This window comes from Streptomyces zagrosensis, assembly GCF_014203645.1.
Taxonomy (GTDB): Bacteria; Actinomycetota; Actinomycetes; order Streptomycetales; family Streptomycetaceae; genus Streptomyces; species Streptomyces zagrosensis.
Genome location: NZ_JACHJL010000039.1, coordinates 13,096 through 28,234, shown reverse-complemented (window position 1 = coordinate 28,234; position 15,139 = coordinate 13,096). Strand labels below are relative to the sequence as shown.

The following is a 15,139-nucleotide window of genomic DNA, read 5'->3' as shown; positions in this document are numbered from 1 at the left end:
TTCATCCGCTCCGTGCTACGCCCTCACGAGGTGCGCGATGGCTACCTCCCCGGGGAACTCGTCGGCAACGACCAACGAGCGCAGATCAAACGGGATGTGCTGACAGCGCTGGAACAGGGCACCTGGCAGCAGGCGACGCCACCGCGACCACAAGAGACGCAAGCACACCAGACCGTGGTTGAGGCACAACGCTAACGAGACCAGTTGACGCAGAGCACCATCTGACCGCGGGCACCTGCCCGCCACTGCGAGGGGCTGGGCGGGTGGAGCCGAAGGCCATGGCCGGCCACGTCGCGGGGCGGTGGTGTTCGGCTCTACTGGGCTCGGTGGAGATAGATGCGCTGCCCTGCGGGGTCTGCGGTGACGCGGTGGTGTTTCCACGGCGGGGCGTCGGCAACGGGGAGTTCTTTGGGCCAGCCGAGGTTTTCCCATGGGGGTTGGTGGCGTTGGCCGCGCAGTTTCATGAACGCTACCGGTTTGATGAGGTGGCCTGTGGCGCTGCCGGCGCCGTCGCAGGTGAGTGTGAGTAGGGCGTCATGGCCGTACGGGGTGTCGATGGGGGTGAGGATGGTGCCGCCGTGGCGGACTTGGCACAGCCAGGCTGGGGGAATGGTACGCACTGCGGCGGTGGACACGATGCGGTCGTAGGGCGCCCGCAGTGGATACCCAAGCTCACCGGCGCCGGTGACCACCAGCACTTCGAGCGCGGGATCAAGGCGCAGTAGTCGTTGCGCAGCCTCCTGCGCGAGAGCGGCGTCAATCTCCATGGTGACTAGGCGGCGTGGGCCTAGGCGACGGGCGAGGAGCGCGGCGCTGTAGCCGGTGCCGGCGCCGATCTCCAGGACGTTCTCGCCTGGTTGCGGGTCGAGGTGGTGGAGCATGTCCACCACGATCGACGGGCAGGAGATGGAGCTGGTGAAGGTACCGCTGGCCGAACCGTTTTCGGGTGGTGTCTGGCCGTCGTCCATCTGTGTAATGAGGGCGGCCAGCGGCCGGTAGACCGCCTCCAGCCACTGCCGTGGTCGCACCGTGCGGTCTAACTGGGGGTACAGGCCGTCACCTCGTGCGTCGGGCCACCACACGAGGTCGGGCACGAACTGCTCACGCGGCGTGGCGAGAAAAACCTCGCGCAGCCAAGGCCGGTGGTGGAAGTACCCAGGCGCGTAGGTATCGATGCTGCGCGCGCACTCGCCGCGCCAGTACCCCGGGTCCGTGGACATCGTCGCGCTGCTACTCGTCCTCGGGTGGTTGAGGGTCCTCTTCGGGGTGCACATCCTGCAAGTGCAGGACCGTCCTACGACGAATGCAACCGACACCGATCTGGCTGAAGCGCTTCCCACTGGTTGGTCGCCCATGGCAGGCTCTTGCTCTCCAGGCAGGCGAGGGGAGTATCTCGATGAAGGGTTTCGCGGAGACGGAAGGTGAGCTGTGTGCGGATTGCCAGGCGGGCCCCGGTGCCAGGAACGCCTGCGTCGGGGTGGGACAGCCCATCCAGATGTGGCACTCGCCCGACTGCCCACAGTGGACCGTCATGCAGATCAACGCCGAAGCGAGCTCCCGCCGCGTCAAAGAACAGGACGCTTGGGCCAAGGACATCTTCCCCACCACGCACGACCGCTTGAAGCGGGCTGCCGCCGCAATCGAGCCGGGCACACCCGCCCAGCCATTCATCGACGCGCTGACCGAGCTGGTCCAGGCGCAGGCCGACACCACTGGATTCGTCGTGCTGCACCGGTGGACGGAAATCTTGGAACGCCACTTCCCCCCGCAACTTCCCGACCCGGACCATGTCATGGAGTAACCCAGCACCCGACTGGTCCGCACGCCGCAGCCGGGTGGCTTCGTTCACTTCTAGCGGCAGCGTTTGTCTGCTGTTTTGGGCAGCAGTTGCGGATCTTGGGCCCCGTGGGTGTTCACGAGAAGTAGCAGCAAGCGGGGCGATGATCGGGTGTCGGGCTTGGTCATCGAGGCGGTCTCTGGTGGGATCCGCCGCTATCGTGCTCCCGTGACTGGTTCCGTGCAGCGTGCCCTGTTGTTTCTCGATGTCGATGGGCCACTCATCCCGTTCGGTGCAATGTCCCAGCCGTATCCGATCTATGCGACGGGTCCTGAACTGCCCGATGCTGACGCGAATCCGCTCCTGACCAGGATTAATCCCGAGCACGGGCCCCGGCTGGCGGCGCTGCCGTGCGAGGTGGTCTGGGCGACGACATGGATGGCGGACGCGAACGAGTGCATCGCGCCCCGCATTGGTCTGCCGCAGTTGGCGGTGGTGGTCTGGCCGGAGCCGTCCGATATCGATGACCAGGATGAACGGAACAGACTGCACTGGAAGACCCGTGCCCTTGTCGAATGGGCCGCGGGTCGCCCGTTCGCCTGGGTTGACGACGAGATCACGAATACCGATCGGGCCTGGGTCGCTGCCCATCATCAGGGGCAAGCCCTGCTCCATCGCGTCGATCCCCGCCGTGGCCTGGCTGACAGCGACTATGCGGCTCTCGAGTCGTGGCTGCGACAGCCGGTCTGACACAGCTGGACAACATGAAGAGGCCGCGGGAACGACCTGGTGGCGCTGTGGGACGGTCCGCCGCCCGTGAGGGCGTCGGACCGTCGAGACGGAACCCGCAGGAGTCAGCTGGCTGTGGCGGGCTCTTCAGCTCGTGCGCGGGTGCTGGCGAGGCGGTAGGAGTCTGTGCCGGTCTCGATGATGGTGCCGTTGAAGGTGAGGCGGTCGACGATGGCCGCGCAGAGGCGTGGGTCGGTGGAAGATCCGCGTGATCGTGTGCCGCTGCTTGCGTGGTGCGTCGAGGTCCGTCCGCAGCATCTCGTCGATCACCGGCTTGTACGGATCCAGCGCAGTTGGCCGCGGCGGCAACTTCTTCCGGGGCTCCGGCCAGACGGAATCCACGGCCTTCAAGGCCCTGTCCTCCCGAAGCTGCCGCGAAGTGACAAGTAGCTCTCTGTAGCAAAGCGGGGGTGGGCTTGTCTGAGTTTTCGATCTTCTGGGGTTGTTGAGCGGGGTGTTCCGCGAGGTTGGTCCGGTCACGACGACCGGAGGGAGCGCGGAGTGCGGCAGGAGTGGGAGCCGGAGGACCTGATCGAGGTCTGGACGCTGCTGGAGGAGGATCAGGAGCGGCTGCGGAACAAGTCGGGGGCGAACCGGCTGGGGTTCGCGTTGTTGCTGAAGTTCTTCGAGGTGGAGGCCCGGTTCCCGGAAGATGTCGGGGAGATTCCGGCGCCTGCGGTGTCGTACGTGGCCCAGCAGGTGAAGGTGCTGGCCGAGGAGTGGGCCGGGTACGACTGGCAGGGCCGGGCGATCAAGCGACACCGGGTGGAGATCCGGGGCGCGTTCGGGTTCCGGGAGTGCACCGGGGAGGACCAGGCCCAGCTCGCCGAGTGGCTCGCGGCGGAGCTGTGCGGAGTGGAGCTGAACCGGGACCGGCTGGCGGAGGCCGTGGTCGTCCGCTGCCGGGGCGACCGGATGGAGCCGCCGACGCCGGGACGCATCGCCCGCCTGGTCGGGTCGGCGGTCAGCACCTTTGAGGAACGGTTCTGCGCGGCCCGCCTCCGCACGCCGGGAGGGGGCCGCCGCCGGGCGGGAAACAGCCGACGAGCATGGCCCCTGGGCCCGTGCCCTTGGAGGACGGAGCGCTCTGCCTGCGGCACTCCCTGACACAGAGCAGCGTGCCGTGCGGGAAGTGGTCGCAGGACCAGGTCATGCATCCGTGACCGCCGCCCTCTGCCGTACAGCACTGCGCATATGGTCTGCTGGCTGGGCGTCTTCTGCACCATGCCGGACGGAGACGAGCCGGAGCAGTAGGGCAGGATCTGAAGCTGCGGTACTGGATCATCATGGTGCCCCGCTGCTCCTCTTGCCCCTGTCCTGAAAAATCGAAGAAGGGAACCTCGTCATGCTCTGGCCCGCACTCCGTGTGCTCGCCCATGGAGAGCTGACGTCCGAGCAGCTACGGCGGCTGCTCGGCACTCTGCGGCTCGAAGAGACTCCTCGTACCGAAGGCCCTGGGGCGGCGGGGAGCATCGCGCACCGCTCCTTCACCGACGACACGGACACCCGTCTTGTCATGGATCTCGCCCGCACCGGCGAGTCCGGCTGGGTGCTCGCTCTGTTCTTCGACGGGGAACCCCCCTCTGCCGGCACCGTCGAAGGTCACCGGGTGCTGCTCCGCGACGCCGTCGAACGGTTCGGTCTCACGCTCGTCGAGATCACTCCCGCCGCCACCGCCGACGAGGTCCACGTCGCGCCCCCGCCGCCACCCGGTGTCCCCGAGGCGGGCATCGGCGTTTACTGGGACCTCCCGTACGACGATCTGGACCAGCTCTGGCCGCACGTCGGTCTGCGCAAGGACGCTCCCCGGGAGGTGAAGGAGGTCAAGCTGCGCGAGGTGATGCGCACCCCGGCCTGGTCCGCCGCTCCCCTGTCGCTCCGCCGCCAGGCGGAGGCCTTCCTACGCGACATCTGACCCCGCCCGAGTGGGAATGGCCGGGGCGCCCCGCACGGGGCGGAAGCGGAACGGCACAGCGATGGGGCGGGCCACTGGCGCGGGAAAGCCGAATGCACGACCAGCGCGGCGGTCCGGGCCGGTGCCCCGGGCGTCGTGGTCGCCTCCTCCGGCAACCACGGCGCGGCGGCAGCGGCCTACGCGGCCCGGGCCGGGCTGCGCTGCGTGGTCTTCACCTCCACGGACACGCCCCCGGCCGTTAACGCGTTCCTGCACGCGTACGGGGCGGTGGTGCTGCCAGTGCCCATCGACCACCGGTGGCCGTTGGTCCGCAAGGTCGTCGAGCACTGCGGGCTGCACCCGGTCAGCAACCTGACGGCCACCCACACCGGACACGCCTACGGCGCCGAGGGCTACAAGACCATCGCGTACGAGATCCACGCCGAACTCGGGGCCCCCGCCGCCGTCTTCGTGCCCACGGGCTACGGCGAACTGCTCTACGGCGTCTGGAAGGGCTTCGCCGAACTCCAGCGCCTGGGCGTCACCGACTCCGTCCCGCGGATCTTCGCCTGCGAGCCGGCCGCCGGCGGCCCGCTGGCCGCGGCGGTACGCGCCGGGGTGCCCGCGACCACGGTGCGGGTGGGCGACACCGACGCGTACGGCATCGACTGCTCCGTCGGCGGCTACCGAGGCGTCGTCGCGCTGCGCGCGAGCGACGGCCGTCCGCTGCTGCTGACCGACAACGAAATGCGGGCGGCGCAGCGGGAGTTGGCCGCGGCGGGGCTCTGGGTCGAGCTGTCGGCGGCGGCCGGCCTGGCGGGGCTGCGGCAGGTGGGCGAGGTCGAGGGGCCGGTGGTGTGCGTCTCCACCTCAAGCGGCTTCAAGGACGTCTCCGTCGGCACGCGGATCAGCGAGCCGGTGGACCCCGAGTGGGAGCAGGTCCGCCGCCGACTGCGCGCGGCCGGCATCGACGCCTGAGCGGTGTCGTGGGATGGCACGGCCTGCGGGCGGCGCCCTCCGCCGCGCCACCTCGTCACCGGAACACCTCGCACAAGGGCCGTGACCAGTGGACCCGCGGCGGTGGTCGCGGGTCCCCGACCGCCGCCGCGCGAAGGTGACCGCAAATAGTCGGGAAAAAAGGGCGACTATGCTTGCGTCGCCGCTTTTCGCGCCCCTAGCATCGCTGGTATGTCGTTCAATGACGGAACGATTTTCGCCATGGTGGAGGCACAGCTCTCCACTTCCGGGCTGCTGCCCCTCAAGGTCGCGCATCGGTTGGGTTGCGAGGTCGTCTTCGTCACCAACGACCTTGAGCGATACCAGGGCGTCGGTAACGTCGCCGAAATCTTCTCGGAGCGCGTCTCCAAGGTCATCGAGGGCGACACGAATTCGTCAGCCGGCATCCTCGCAGCAGTCGAGGGACTGCTGGGCAGCGGGCGGCTCAGGGCGCTCTACACGCACTGCGACTACAACCTGCCTTTCGTCGCGGAATCAGCGGCGGCGCTCGGTCTGCCTGGCCTTTCTCCGACAGCCGCCGGCACCGCGCGGGACAAGCTGGAAACCCGCCGGGTCTGCTTGGCCGCGGGAATTCCGGCACCACGGTTCGCTTACGTCACGACGGAATCCGAGGCAGTGGCCGCGGCGCGCGATCTGGGGTTTCCCTGCGTCGTCAAACCGATGACCGAGTCCGCGAGCACCGGTGTCCACCTGGCGTTCACCGAGGCCGAGGTCGGCGCGCGTTTCGGCGAGATCGCCGCGCGGCCGTACGACGCGCGAGGCCAACGCCGCCGCGCCGGTGCCCTCGTCGAGGAGTACGCGCTCGGCTACGAGGTGAGCGTGGAGACCGTGACGTACGAGGGGCGTACCACCCTGATCGGCGTCACCGACAAACAGCTCAGCCCGGCCCCGCACTTCGCCGAGATGGGCGACACCTTCCCCTCGGCCCTCCCGGAACGGGTCACGGGCGCTCTCGCGCGGACGGCGCTCGACGCGCTGGCCGCGATCGGATTCGACTTCGGCGCCGCCCACACCGAGGTGCGGATGACGGCGGACGGCCCGAGACTCATCGAGATCAACGCGCGCATCGCCGGCGCCTCGATCGCCGATCTGGTGGAACTGGCCCTGGGCTTCCCGTATCGCGAGCAGATCGTGCGCATGCACCTGGGTGAGCGCCCGGACCTCACCCCCACCCGACACGGCGGCGCCGCCTCGCGTTACCTGATGGCCCGCGAGCGCGGCACCGTACGCGCCGTGCACGGCACGGGACTCGCCCGCCGTGTCGAGGGTGTCGCCAACCTCGAGGTCGAGGCCGCTCCCGGCCACCAGGTCGCGCCACCGACGAGCAACCACGACCAGTGCGGGCTGGTCGTCGCCACCGCGGAGACGTCCGCCGAGGCGGCGCGGCGGGCCGACACCGCGCTCGCCCAGATCCATCTGGACATCCGTCCCGGCGGCTGACCGCACCGCCAGGAGCCACCGGGTCGGACGTCCGTCGCAGCCCTCCACGTCACCGACGAAACACGCACGTCACCGACGAAAGGACTCGTGGTCATGGCCAACCCCTGGGACGGCAAGTACCGCGTGATCGACCTACCAGCTCCAGAGCCCGACGTACTCGCCGAGTTCGAGACGCTTCCGCCCGACGACTTCACCGGTGGCCGCCAGCGGTTCCGCCGCTTCTCGCAGTTCAGGATGGACTACGACCAAGGCAGCGACGCCTGGAGGCTGGAGCTGCTGCCACACCGGCCCTTCCTCCAGCCCCGCGTGGTCAACGGGCTGGTGGGCGGCGTCCAGCGGCCGTTCGCGCCCCTGCGCATCGACCCCACGCGGCAGATCGACGCCGGCGCCAGGGCCCTGGGCCTGGACCGCGGCCGTTCCTGGCAACTCAACGTGCACCAATGTCGGGTCATCTCCGCACCCGACATCAAGGGCGTCTCCGTGCCCGAGGGGCCGCACCGCGACGGGCACGACTACGGCATGCTCGCGGTCTTCGGCCGCCACAACATCACCGGTGGTACCAACCAGCTCATGCCTACCGGCGGCGGTGAACCCTTCTTCGAGGTCACCCTCCAACCCAACCAGGCGCTGGTGTACGACGACGACGCGATGTGGCACAACGCGACGGACATCGTGGCCGAGGACGAGACCGGCGGCCACCGCGACCTGTGGATCGTCGCCGTCAACGACTGGGAGCACCGCAAGTACGGCGAGGAGTTCGAACGCCTGGCCCTCGCCGGTGACGGCGGCGCTTCCGTCCCGGGGGCGGTGTGAGTCCCACGCCGGACGCCTTCGGCCCCGGGGCGTCGGGCGCGCCTGATCTCGCCGCGCTCGGCGCGCGCTGGGGCACGCCACTCTACGTCCTCGACCTGGACCGGCTACGCGCCAACCTGACCCGTCTGGCACGCGAACTGGCCCCGGACACGACGCTGTACTCGCTGAAGACCAACCACCTTCCGGCGGTGACGGAGGTCGTCCGCGAGCACGGTTTCGGGGTGGACGTGGTCTCCGGATACGAACTGCGCGCCGCGTTGCGCGCCGGGTTCGCGCCGGAGCGCATCGTCTTCAACGGACCGGTGAAGACCGCCGAAGAGCTGCGCGAGGCGGCCAGCCGTGGCGTGTACGTCAACATCGACGGCGAGGAGGAGATCGACACGGTGGCGGAGTCGGCCGGCGCCCGGGGCGAGCCCTTGCCGGTGGGGCTGCGCGTCTTCCCGCCGCAGGACGTCTACGCGGGCCCGCCGCCGCTGCCGCGGCGCACCACCCCGTCCAAGTTCGGTTGGCCACTGGCCTCCGGCGACGCCGACCGGCTCGTCAAGGCCATCCAGGGGCGTCCGGAGCTGCGGCTGACCGGTCTGCACTGCCACCTCGGTTCCCAGATCACCAGCGTGCCCGCCCTGCTGGAGGCGCTGGAGAGCGTCATCGTCTGGGCCGCAGCGACAAGCCAGACGGCGCCGCTGGAGCTGCTGAACCTGGGGGGAGGCTTCGGCGTACCGGGCATCCGGCGGTTCAAGGGAGCCGTGGCCGGCCTCAGCCAGATTCAGGCGGCGCGGGAGGAGCCCGCGGAGCAGGAGCGCTTCACCCCCGCCCGGCTCGCGGCAGGGGTGCGGGACCTGCTCGGCCGGCACGGCCTCGCGCACCTGCGCGTGTGCTGGGAGCCGGGTCGGGCTGTCGTGTCCGACGCGATGACGTTGCTCACCCGGGTCGCCGCCGTCAAGCGCACCGCACCGGGGACCTGGGTGCTGCTGGATGGCGGGCTGAACCTGCTGCCGACGGCCGGGGTGGCGGAACGGCACCGCTACGAGGCGCTGCGCAGCGAGACACCGGACGCCTCGTACTTCCTCGGCGGGCCGCTCTGCTACGAGGGCGACGTCTTCTCCCTCGACGCCCGGCTGCCCCAGGACATCCGCCGCGGGGACTTCGTCGCCGTACGGGACGCCGGGGCCTACAGCATCACGCGTGCCACCAGCTTCAACCAGCCGCGTGCGGCGGTCGTCGCGGTCAGCGGCGGGGACGCCGCACTCGTGTGGCGCGCGGAGACGGACGACGACATCTTCCAGTTCGCCCAGCAACCTGGGGAGACCAGTTGAGCCAGGATAGCGCGTTAGGCGCGCCCGACACGGGCGGCCGCTGTACCCAGGTCGTCGGACTCTGGGCGGTTCCCCGCTCGGTGTCCACGGCCTTCGAGAAGACGTTCGCGTGCCGCACCGACACCGACGTCGTTCACGAACCGTTCACGGACTGCTACTACTTCGGCCCCCACCGGCGATCCCACCGCTACGGTGATCTGTCGGAGTCGGCGAGCTACGACGGGCGGGCCGCCAGCGAACAGGTGCTGTCGGTGGCGGCACCGGTGGTGTTCGTCAAGGACCTGGCCTTCCAGGCCGGCCCCTACCTGAGCGACGACCTGTTGAGCCGGGCCGTCAACACCTTCATCATCCGACACCCCAAGCGGGTACTGCCCTCACTGACACCGCTGAAGCCCGACTTCACCGAGGAGGAGTTCGGCTACACGGCGCTGCACGCGCTGTTCACCCGGGTGGTGGAGGAACTCGGCCACCCACCGGTGGTGGTGGAGGGTGACGTCTTCCGGCGCCACCCCGAGGCGGTGCTGCGGCACTACTGCGGGCGTGTGCGGCTGCCGTTCCAGCGCTCGATGCTGGACTGGCAGGACGGGCGCATCCGCCGCTGGTCCGAGGGCGAGGAGGAGTCGCAGGCGAAGTGGCACAAGACGCTGGAGGCCAGCCACACCATCCTGCCGCCGGACGACGACGCGCGGATCGTGGTGCCGCCCGAGCGGCGGGCGCAGTACGAACGGGCGGTGGAGATCTACGAGGAGTTGACGCCGTTCGCCGTGCCGGCGTCCGTCTCGGGAGCGGCCTTAGAGCCGGCCCGGCCCGTGGCCAGCAGGTCGGTCGCCACGTAGACCGCGCCGGACAGCAGCGCGAGACCGAACACCACCCCCCACAGCACGGTGTCGCCGTGGGCCTCCCGGAGCGGGAGGCCCACCCCGGGTGCCAGGGCGCTGCCCAACCAGATGCTGGCAGTCAGCACACCGACGTACGCGCCGCGATGCTGCGCCGGGGCCAGGCGCAGCGGCGCGTCCTCGCTCGCCGGCCCCCACACCATGTCGCCGATCAGGAAGGTGATCACCACGATGACCACCGCCCACAGGGCCGCGCTCAGCGGGAGGACCAGAAACGCCGCGCCCATCACGGCGGTGCCCGCGGTGAGGCGCAGCCGGGGGGAGACGCCCGCCGTCCAGCGGCTGACGCGCAGTTGCAGCAGTACGACCAGCACCGGGCCAAGGGCGTAGACGACGCCCCAGGTGGCGGGGGAGAACCCGTAGCTCTGGGTCAGAGCGATGGGCAGGACGGTCTCGTACATGTAGACCACCGTCCAGGCGGAGGTGGCGGCGAGCATCAGGGCGTACAGCCGCCAGTCGCCGAGCGCGGTGGAACGGCTCCGACCTCGCGCCACCGGTCGCGCCGCGGCGGGGGGACGGTAGGGGACGCGGAGCGCGGTGAGCAGCGACAGGGCGTACAGGAGGGTGACCTCAAGGTGCAGCAGCCACCACCCGTGGACGACGAGCCCGGCTCCCAGCAGCGGGCCCGCGAAGGTGGCCACGTTGATCACCAGGCGGTAACCGGCGAAGAGCCCCTCGCTGGGTATGTCCGGGGCGGCGTCCACCAGCGCGATGCGCTGTGCCACGCCGCGCAGGGGCTGGAGGAAGGTGACCGCGACGAGCACCGCGCACGCCGTGCGCGCCCCGATGCCGGGCAGCAGCAGTACCGCGCATCCGACGGCCTGTCCGGCGGAGCCGAGGAGGACCGCGGGGCGCGGGCCGAACCGGTCGGTGATCCGGCCCCCCAGGTAGCCGCCCGCGACGCCGGAGAGACCGGCCGCGATGTAGGCGGTGGAAGCCTCTCCCGTGGTGGCGCCCAACTCGCCCACCAGCCACGGCCCGAAAAACGTGGCGAACACCGAAAGCGCCGCGAAATTGACGCCGATGGACAGGAGGGGCCGCCGCGCGGGCTGCGGAATCTCGGCACCCAGGACCCGCTGCATCAGCGCTTCCGTAGTCGGCATGGCCGGAGTCAACCAGCGCGAAGGACGCAGCGTCAAGACAACAGAAAGCGGGCGTTTTCATGGCATGGCGAGTAGGCGCGTGCGAGGAGTTGCGCAGCGTCCGCGAACTGAACGAAGCCGAGTGGGAAGCGTCGCTGGGCGCGCATGGATTCTATGCCTCACTACCCTGGTTGCGGGTGGCCGAGGAAACGGCCGACATGCCGCCTTTCTATCTACGCTCGACAATTTCCGGCGGAACACGCTTCGCCACCCTGCCGTGCTACCCGATGGCCGCGGAATCGCCTTTTCCGTTCTGTCGGGTGGAATTCCTGGCAACCAGATTCATCGAATCCTGCGCGTCGGGGGAAGGGGCGCGCGTCGCCGCCTCCCTCATGCCGGCGCTCTTTCTCGGCGGCAGGAATCCGGCGCACACCCGCGTGGGCGCGGCAGCGCTGGAACGCGGCGCCGCCGGCGAGCGGGAAGCCGCGCACGATCTGCTCGGCGGGGCGGAGGAGGCCGCCCGGGACCGGGCTCTGCGGAGCGTTGGAATGCTGTACGTGGACGAGGACGACGCCCCGCTGCGGCAGGCCCTCGCGGAGCGGGGGTACGTCTCCTTCCCGCACCACGGCGCCGCCGTGCTGGACGTACCGGACGAGGGCTTCGACGCGTACGTCCGCGGGTCGGGCCGGCACCCCCTCACCACGAACATGCGCAACAACGTACGACGGGAGATGAAGCGCCTGGCGGCGGCCGGCGTGCGGTACGAGTCCCGTGAGCTCGACCCGGCGGCACGGGAGGAGGCCGACCGGCTGGAGGCGCGGCTCAACCGGAAGTACAAGACGTTCGACGACCGTGCGGTGCGGCGGCTGCGCGAGGCGGTCGCCCGGCAGGCGGGTGACCACGCGGGGCTGGAGTTCGCCCGCCTGGAGGGCCACGCGGTCGGCTCCCTGTTGTACTTCCGCCGCCGCGAGGAGTTGTACGTGCGCACCGCGGGCTTCGACTACGAGGCGACCGAGGGCCTACCGGTCTACTTCGGCCTGCTGTTCTACCACCTGATCGAGCGGGCCCGGGCGCTGGGCGTGCGCGTCATCCACTACTCGGTCGGCACCGAGGAGGCCAAGCGCCGCCGGGGCTGCCGACTCGTGCGACAGTACGCCTACGTCAAGGGCCTCGCTCCCGGCCTGCACGACGCCTTCGCCCACCATGTCGCCGCGGGGTAGTCGGTGGCCACGCGGAGTGCGCACGCGCTCAGCGCGCGCTCACCGCCAGGACTTCCCCGCGGGCGGCCGGCCGTACCGTGCTCCACCAGCGCGGCGATCGCGGGGCGCGCGGACATGTTCGACGCGGACCGCCGTGTTCCGGGCGCGCGCGGGCGGCCGGTCGCCGCCCCGCCCCGCTGTGCGGGCGCGCCGGTCGCACGGGGCAGCGCTGGGCCCTCGCGGGCCGGTAGCCCGCGAGGGCCCAGAAGCGTGGGGGAGGGGCGGCGCCAGTGGTGACGTCAGTCGTCGAGGACGTCCTTGATCTTTTCCTTCGCCTGACGGGCGTCCCCCTTGGTCTGGTCGGCCCGGCCCTCCGCGGTGAGGCGCTCGTTGCCCACAGCGCGCCCGGCGCCTTCCTTGACCTTGCCCTTGGCCTGCTCGGTCTTGGCCTCGGTCTTCTTGTCGGCAGCCATGTCACTCACACCTTGCTGTACTGGACATTGGGGACACCTACCGTCTGACCGTCATCGGAGGGTTCAAACCCGGCCCGGGGGTGGCGGCTGTGGTCGGTGGGTGTGTCGTGACGTGTGGGGTCGTGTGGACGCTCACTCCCGCGAAGGGCGCGCGCGGCATGGTGGCCGTGACGCTCCGGCGGGCCCGTCCGCCCGGCGCGCGAGCGGACGGGCCCGCTGATCCGGGACGGATCAGCAGTTCTTGTAGTCGTAGCGGGTGGAGTTGTACGAGCAGGTGTCCACGCGGCTACCGGAGGACTTCCGCAGCGTCGCCGTGTCCCGGTCGTTGTTCCACACGTACGCCCGACGGTTTTGGTACTTCGTGGACGCGCTGTCCTTGCCGCGCCCGGTGCGGACCGTCACCGTCTTGCCGGCGCCCAGCGTGAACGTGCCGAAGGTGTACTTGTGCCGCGAGGCGTCGGTGAGCGTCCAGCCCCGGAGGTTCACGCCGCGGCTGGTCGAGTTCTTGATCTGCACGTACTCGGCGTTCAGGCTCCTGGTGGACCGGTCGTCCTTGCCGGGGCTGTCGTAGTAGATCTTGTGCAGGTGCACGGAGCCTGCTGCTTGGGCCTGAGCGGGCAGCAGCGGGACCAGCACGGCCCCTGCCACGGCGGCGGCGCAGGCGGCGGTGCGTATGGAGAGCGTTGGCATCCAGACATCCTTCATTCACGGCCGGGCACCCCCTAGGGGCCCGGTGTGGTGATCACACTAAGTGCCTGTTTCTGAGCTGGGCATGACATGACCACCTGCGGCGTCTGGGCGTTTGCCCAGCTCAGAATTCGAACGGCGGGGTCTGGGTGGCGGGAGCGGCTGGTCGACTGCCGCTTGGCACCGCACCCGGCTCATATTCGGTGCGGTGCGGCTCCGTCCTGCCAGCGGTAGAGGTCGCGCAGCAGGGAAATTTCGGCGCCGTGATGGATCAGCTCCCTGTTGACGTGCAGGACCCTGTTCTCCATGGGAAACCGCTCGGGACCCATCGCGGGCGGATTGTCTAGGTCGGCGTCCGAGAGTTCGCGGACCCCCGCGTTCCATCTCCCATACATCTCATCGAGCTGTTTTAGCGCCTCGTCAGCGGTCCTCGCGTAGGCGAACGCCTCGGCGTCGAAGTCCTGGCCGTCGAAGTACCAGCGGATTGCGGGGCGACGGGGCTGGTCTCCTCGAAGTGCTCGCGGGCCTGCCGGCCCTGGTCGACCTGGGCCCGGTTGACCTGGTGGCGGGCCGTGTCGTCGCTCATGGCCTTGAAGGCGACGTCCGGCCTGCGCAGCAGGCCGGTGGTCACCTCGGCCGCGACGTGTTCGTCGCGGGTCAGCTCCTCGACGACCTTCACCTTGTCCGCCTTGGCGACCCGGGCGACGACCGCGGGGCGGCGCAGGAAGTCCGGGGCGACCGCGGCCGCGACCTGGTCCTCGCGGGTCAGTTCCTCCACGACCCGGACCTTGTCCTCGTCCCTGACCTGCGCGACCACCGCCGGCCGCCGCAGCAGGTCGCCGGTGACACGTCCCGCGACCTCGTCGTCCTTGGCGAGCGAGTGGATCGCGCTGACCTTCTCCTGCGGGGTGACGGGCTTGACGACCTGGCGTCCGACCCGCCGGTTGGCCTCGTCCGGCGTCCAACGGGACTTGCCCTCAGGCGGGTTGAGGATGGTGGTGAACCGTTCCTCGTCGTCGGCGATGGCCGCGAGGATGTTGTGGACCGTGAACGACACTCCTGCAACCCGCCGGTCCTTCGGCCACTTCGACGCGGTCCACCGGGCCTTGTCCACCATCGCGTAGGACAGCCCGATGTCCTCGGCCAGGCGGAACAACGAGTCCTTGACCCTGAACAGCGCGTCGCTCCGCTCCTGGCCGCCAGCCTCGCGCATCGGCTCGACTTCGAGTGCGTAGTCGCCGACCGTGAACTGGATCCGGCTGGCGGTCTCCACCAGTTTCCGCAGCTCGGCCACGATCTCCGCGTACCGGTTCACGCTGACGCTGCCGACCTTGTCGGCGCTCTCAATCTCTTCGGTCATGGGCTTCTCACCCTCAACTACGGGCTGTGGCACGGCACTTAGGGCCGCGGCAAGACGCAGCCCGCCTCTCGACCGAGAGTCAGTCCGGAAATCCTAAGATCACAACGATCGACCGTGAATGACCGGAATCTGATCGAAGATGCGATTCGGGTGCGTTCGCGTTGCGGTCACTGTGACCGTTCGCCGAACGATTCCTTTCGGGCCCGCCAGGCCCTCGTGACGCATCGCCGCGAGCAGTAGATCGCGCTCGAACGGCGGTCCACCCCGGCGACCCAAGTAGTCCCGCACTCGGGGCACTCGGCCCGACCGGCGCCACCCAGTTCCGCAGCCACCCGCTTGCGCAACCGCAGGTCACGACGCCACTGCCTGGCACGACACGCCGTAGAGCAGAACCTC

14 protein-coding genes and 4 pseudogenes are annotated in these 15,139 nt (G+C 69.8%); 11 read left to right on the top strand and 7 right to left on the bottom strand.

The features are described 5' to 3' along the window. Window positions 1-195, top strand: a pseudogene (locus FHS42_RS35380) (hypothetical protein); the annotation flags it as partial. Between the two features lie 119 nt (window positions 196-314). Here FHS42_RS35380 and FHS42_RS35375 read toward each other — a convergent pair. After that, complete coding sequence (locus FHS42_RS35375; protein ID WP_184580342.1) at window positions 315-1,220, bottom strand: rRNA adenine N-6-methyltransferase family protein; 906 nt, start codon at window positions 1,218-1,220, stop codon at window positions 315-317. A gap of 176 nt (window positions 1,221-1,396) precedes the next feature. Between FHS42_RS35375 and FHS42_RS35370 the strand changes: the two genes are divergently transcribed. Further along, window positions 1,397-1,801, top strand: a complete 405-nt coding sequence (locus FHS42_RS35370) for a hypothetical protein (protein ID WP_184580340.1) — start codon at window positions 1,397-1,399, stop codon at window positions 1,799-1,801. A 204-nt stretch (window positions 1,802-2,005) separates the two neighbouring features. Beyond that, window positions 2,006-2,527 (top strand): HAD domain-containing protein, encoded by a 522-nt coding sequence (locus FHS42_RS35365; RefSeq protein WP_184580338.1) that lies wholly within the window; start codon window positions 2,006-2,008, stop codon window positions 2,525-2,527. A gap of 104 nt (window positions 2,528-2,631) precedes the next feature. Here FHS42_RS35365 and FHS42_RS36430 read toward each other — a convergent pair. Continuing rightward, window positions 2,632-2,763, bottom strand: a pseudogene (locus tag FHS42_RS36430) (IS21-like element helper ATPase IstB); the annotation flags it as partial. A gap of 304 nt (window positions 2,764-3,067) precedes the next feature. On the opposite strand from FHS42_RS36430, the gene FHS42_RS35360 reads away from it, so the two are divergent. From FHS42_RS35360 to FHS42_RS35330, 7 genes and pseudogenes are all read left to right on the top strand, one after another. Then, window positions 3,068-3,673, top strand: coding sequence for a DUF4158 domain-containing protein (locus FHS42_RS35360; protein ID WP_184580336.1), 606 nt, complete (start codon window positions 3,068-3,070; stop codon window positions 3,671-3,673). Window positions 3,674-3,911: 238 nt separating this feature from the next. Continuing rightward, entirely contained in the window at window positions 3,912-4,481 is a 570-nt protein-coding gene (locus tag FHS42_RS36425; RefSeq protein WP_221477182.1) for a hypothetical protein, read from the top strand. A 93-nt stretch (window positions 4,482-4,574) separates the two neighbouring features. Further along, window positions 4,575-5,438 (top strand): annotated as a pseudogene (locus tag FHS42_RS35350) (threonine synthase); the annotation flags it as partial. A gap of 210 nt (window positions 5,439-5,648) precedes the next feature. Then, window positions 5,649-6,917 (top strand): ATP-grasp domain-containing protein, encoded by a 1,269-nt coding sequence (locus tag FHS42_RS35345; protein WP_184580332.1) that lies wholly within the window; start codon window positions 5,649-5,651, stop codon window positions 6,915-6,917. A gap of 93 nt (window positions 6,918-7,010) precedes the next feature. Beyond that, the gene (locus FHS42_RS35340) at window positions 7,011-7,730 is read left to right on the top strand and encodes a 2OG-Fe dioxygenase family protein (protein ID WP_184580330.1); all 720 of its coding nucleotides are present in this window, start codon (window positions 7,011-7,013) and stop codon (window positions 7,728-7,730) included. Beyond that, window positions 7,727-9,046, top strand: a complete 1,320-nt coding sequence (locus FHS42_RS35335; protein ID WP_184580328.1) for a diaminopimelate decarboxylase family protein — start codon at window positions 7,727-7,729, stop codon at window positions 9,044-9,046. The genes FHS42_RS35340 and FHS42_RS35335 overlap by 4 nt, the downstream gene beginning before the upstream one ends. Next, window positions 9,043-9,882 carry a sulfotransferase-like domain-containing protein gene (locus FHS42_RS35330; RefSeq protein ID WP_184580326.1) on the top strand — a complete coding sequence of 280 codons (840 nt, stop codon included), beginning with the start codon at window positions 9,043-9,045 and terminating at the stop codon, window positions 9,880-9,882. The genes FHS42_RS35335 and FHS42_RS35330 overlap by 4 nt, the downstream gene beginning before the upstream one ends. On the opposite strand, the gene FHS42_RS35325 is transcribed toward FHS42_RS35330, so the two are convergent. Then, window positions 9,786-11,045 (bottom strand): MFS transporter, encoded by a 1,260-nt coding sequence (locus FHS42_RS35325; RefSeq protein ID WP_184580324.1) that lies wholly within the window; start codon window positions 11,043-11,045, stop codon window positions 9,786-9,788. The genes FHS42_RS35330 and FHS42_RS35325 overlap by 97 nt on opposite strands. Window positions 11,046-11,104: 59 nt before the next feature. On the opposite strand from FHS42_RS35325, the gene FHS42_RS35320 reads away from it, so the two are divergent. Then, window positions 11,105-12,244: a GNAT family N-acetyltransferase gene (locus tag FHS42_RS35320; protein WP_184580322.1), complete on the top strand. Its 1,140-nt coding sequence runs from the start codon at window positions 11,105-11,107 to the stop codon at window positions 12,242-12,244. Window positions 12,245-12,522: 278 nt separating this feature from the next. Here the strand turns inward: FHS42_RS35320 and FHS42_RS35315 are convergent, their stop codons facing one another. The 4 genes and pseudogenes from FHS42_RS35315 to FHS42_RS35300 form a co-directional block, all read right to left on the bottom strand. Further along, entirely contained in the window at window positions 12,523-12,696 is a 174-nt protein-coding gene (locus FHS42_RS35315) for a CsbD family protein (protein ID WP_184580320.1), read from the bottom strand. A gap of 231 nt (window positions 12,697-12,927) precedes the next feature. Further along, a complete protein-coding gene (locus FHS42_RS35310) occupies window positions 12,928-13,386 on the bottom strand; it encodes a lamin tail domain-containing protein (RefSeq protein ID WP_184580318.1) in 459 nt (152 codons plus the stop codon). Between the two features lie 191 nt (window positions 13,387-13,577). Then, window positions 13,578-13,868, bottom strand: a pseudogene (locus tag FHS42_RS35305) (DinB family protein); the annotation flags it as partial. Further along, window positions 13,793-14,743: a DUF6192 family protein gene (locus FHS42_RS35300; RefSeq protein ID WP_221477181.1), complete on the bottom strand. Its 951-nt coding sequence runs from the start codon at window positions 14,741-14,743 to the stop codon at window positions 13,793-13,795. The gene FHS42_RS35300 and the pseudogene FHS42_RS35305, both read right to left, overlap by 76 nt. Window positions 14,744-15,139 lie beyond the last annotated feature (396 nt).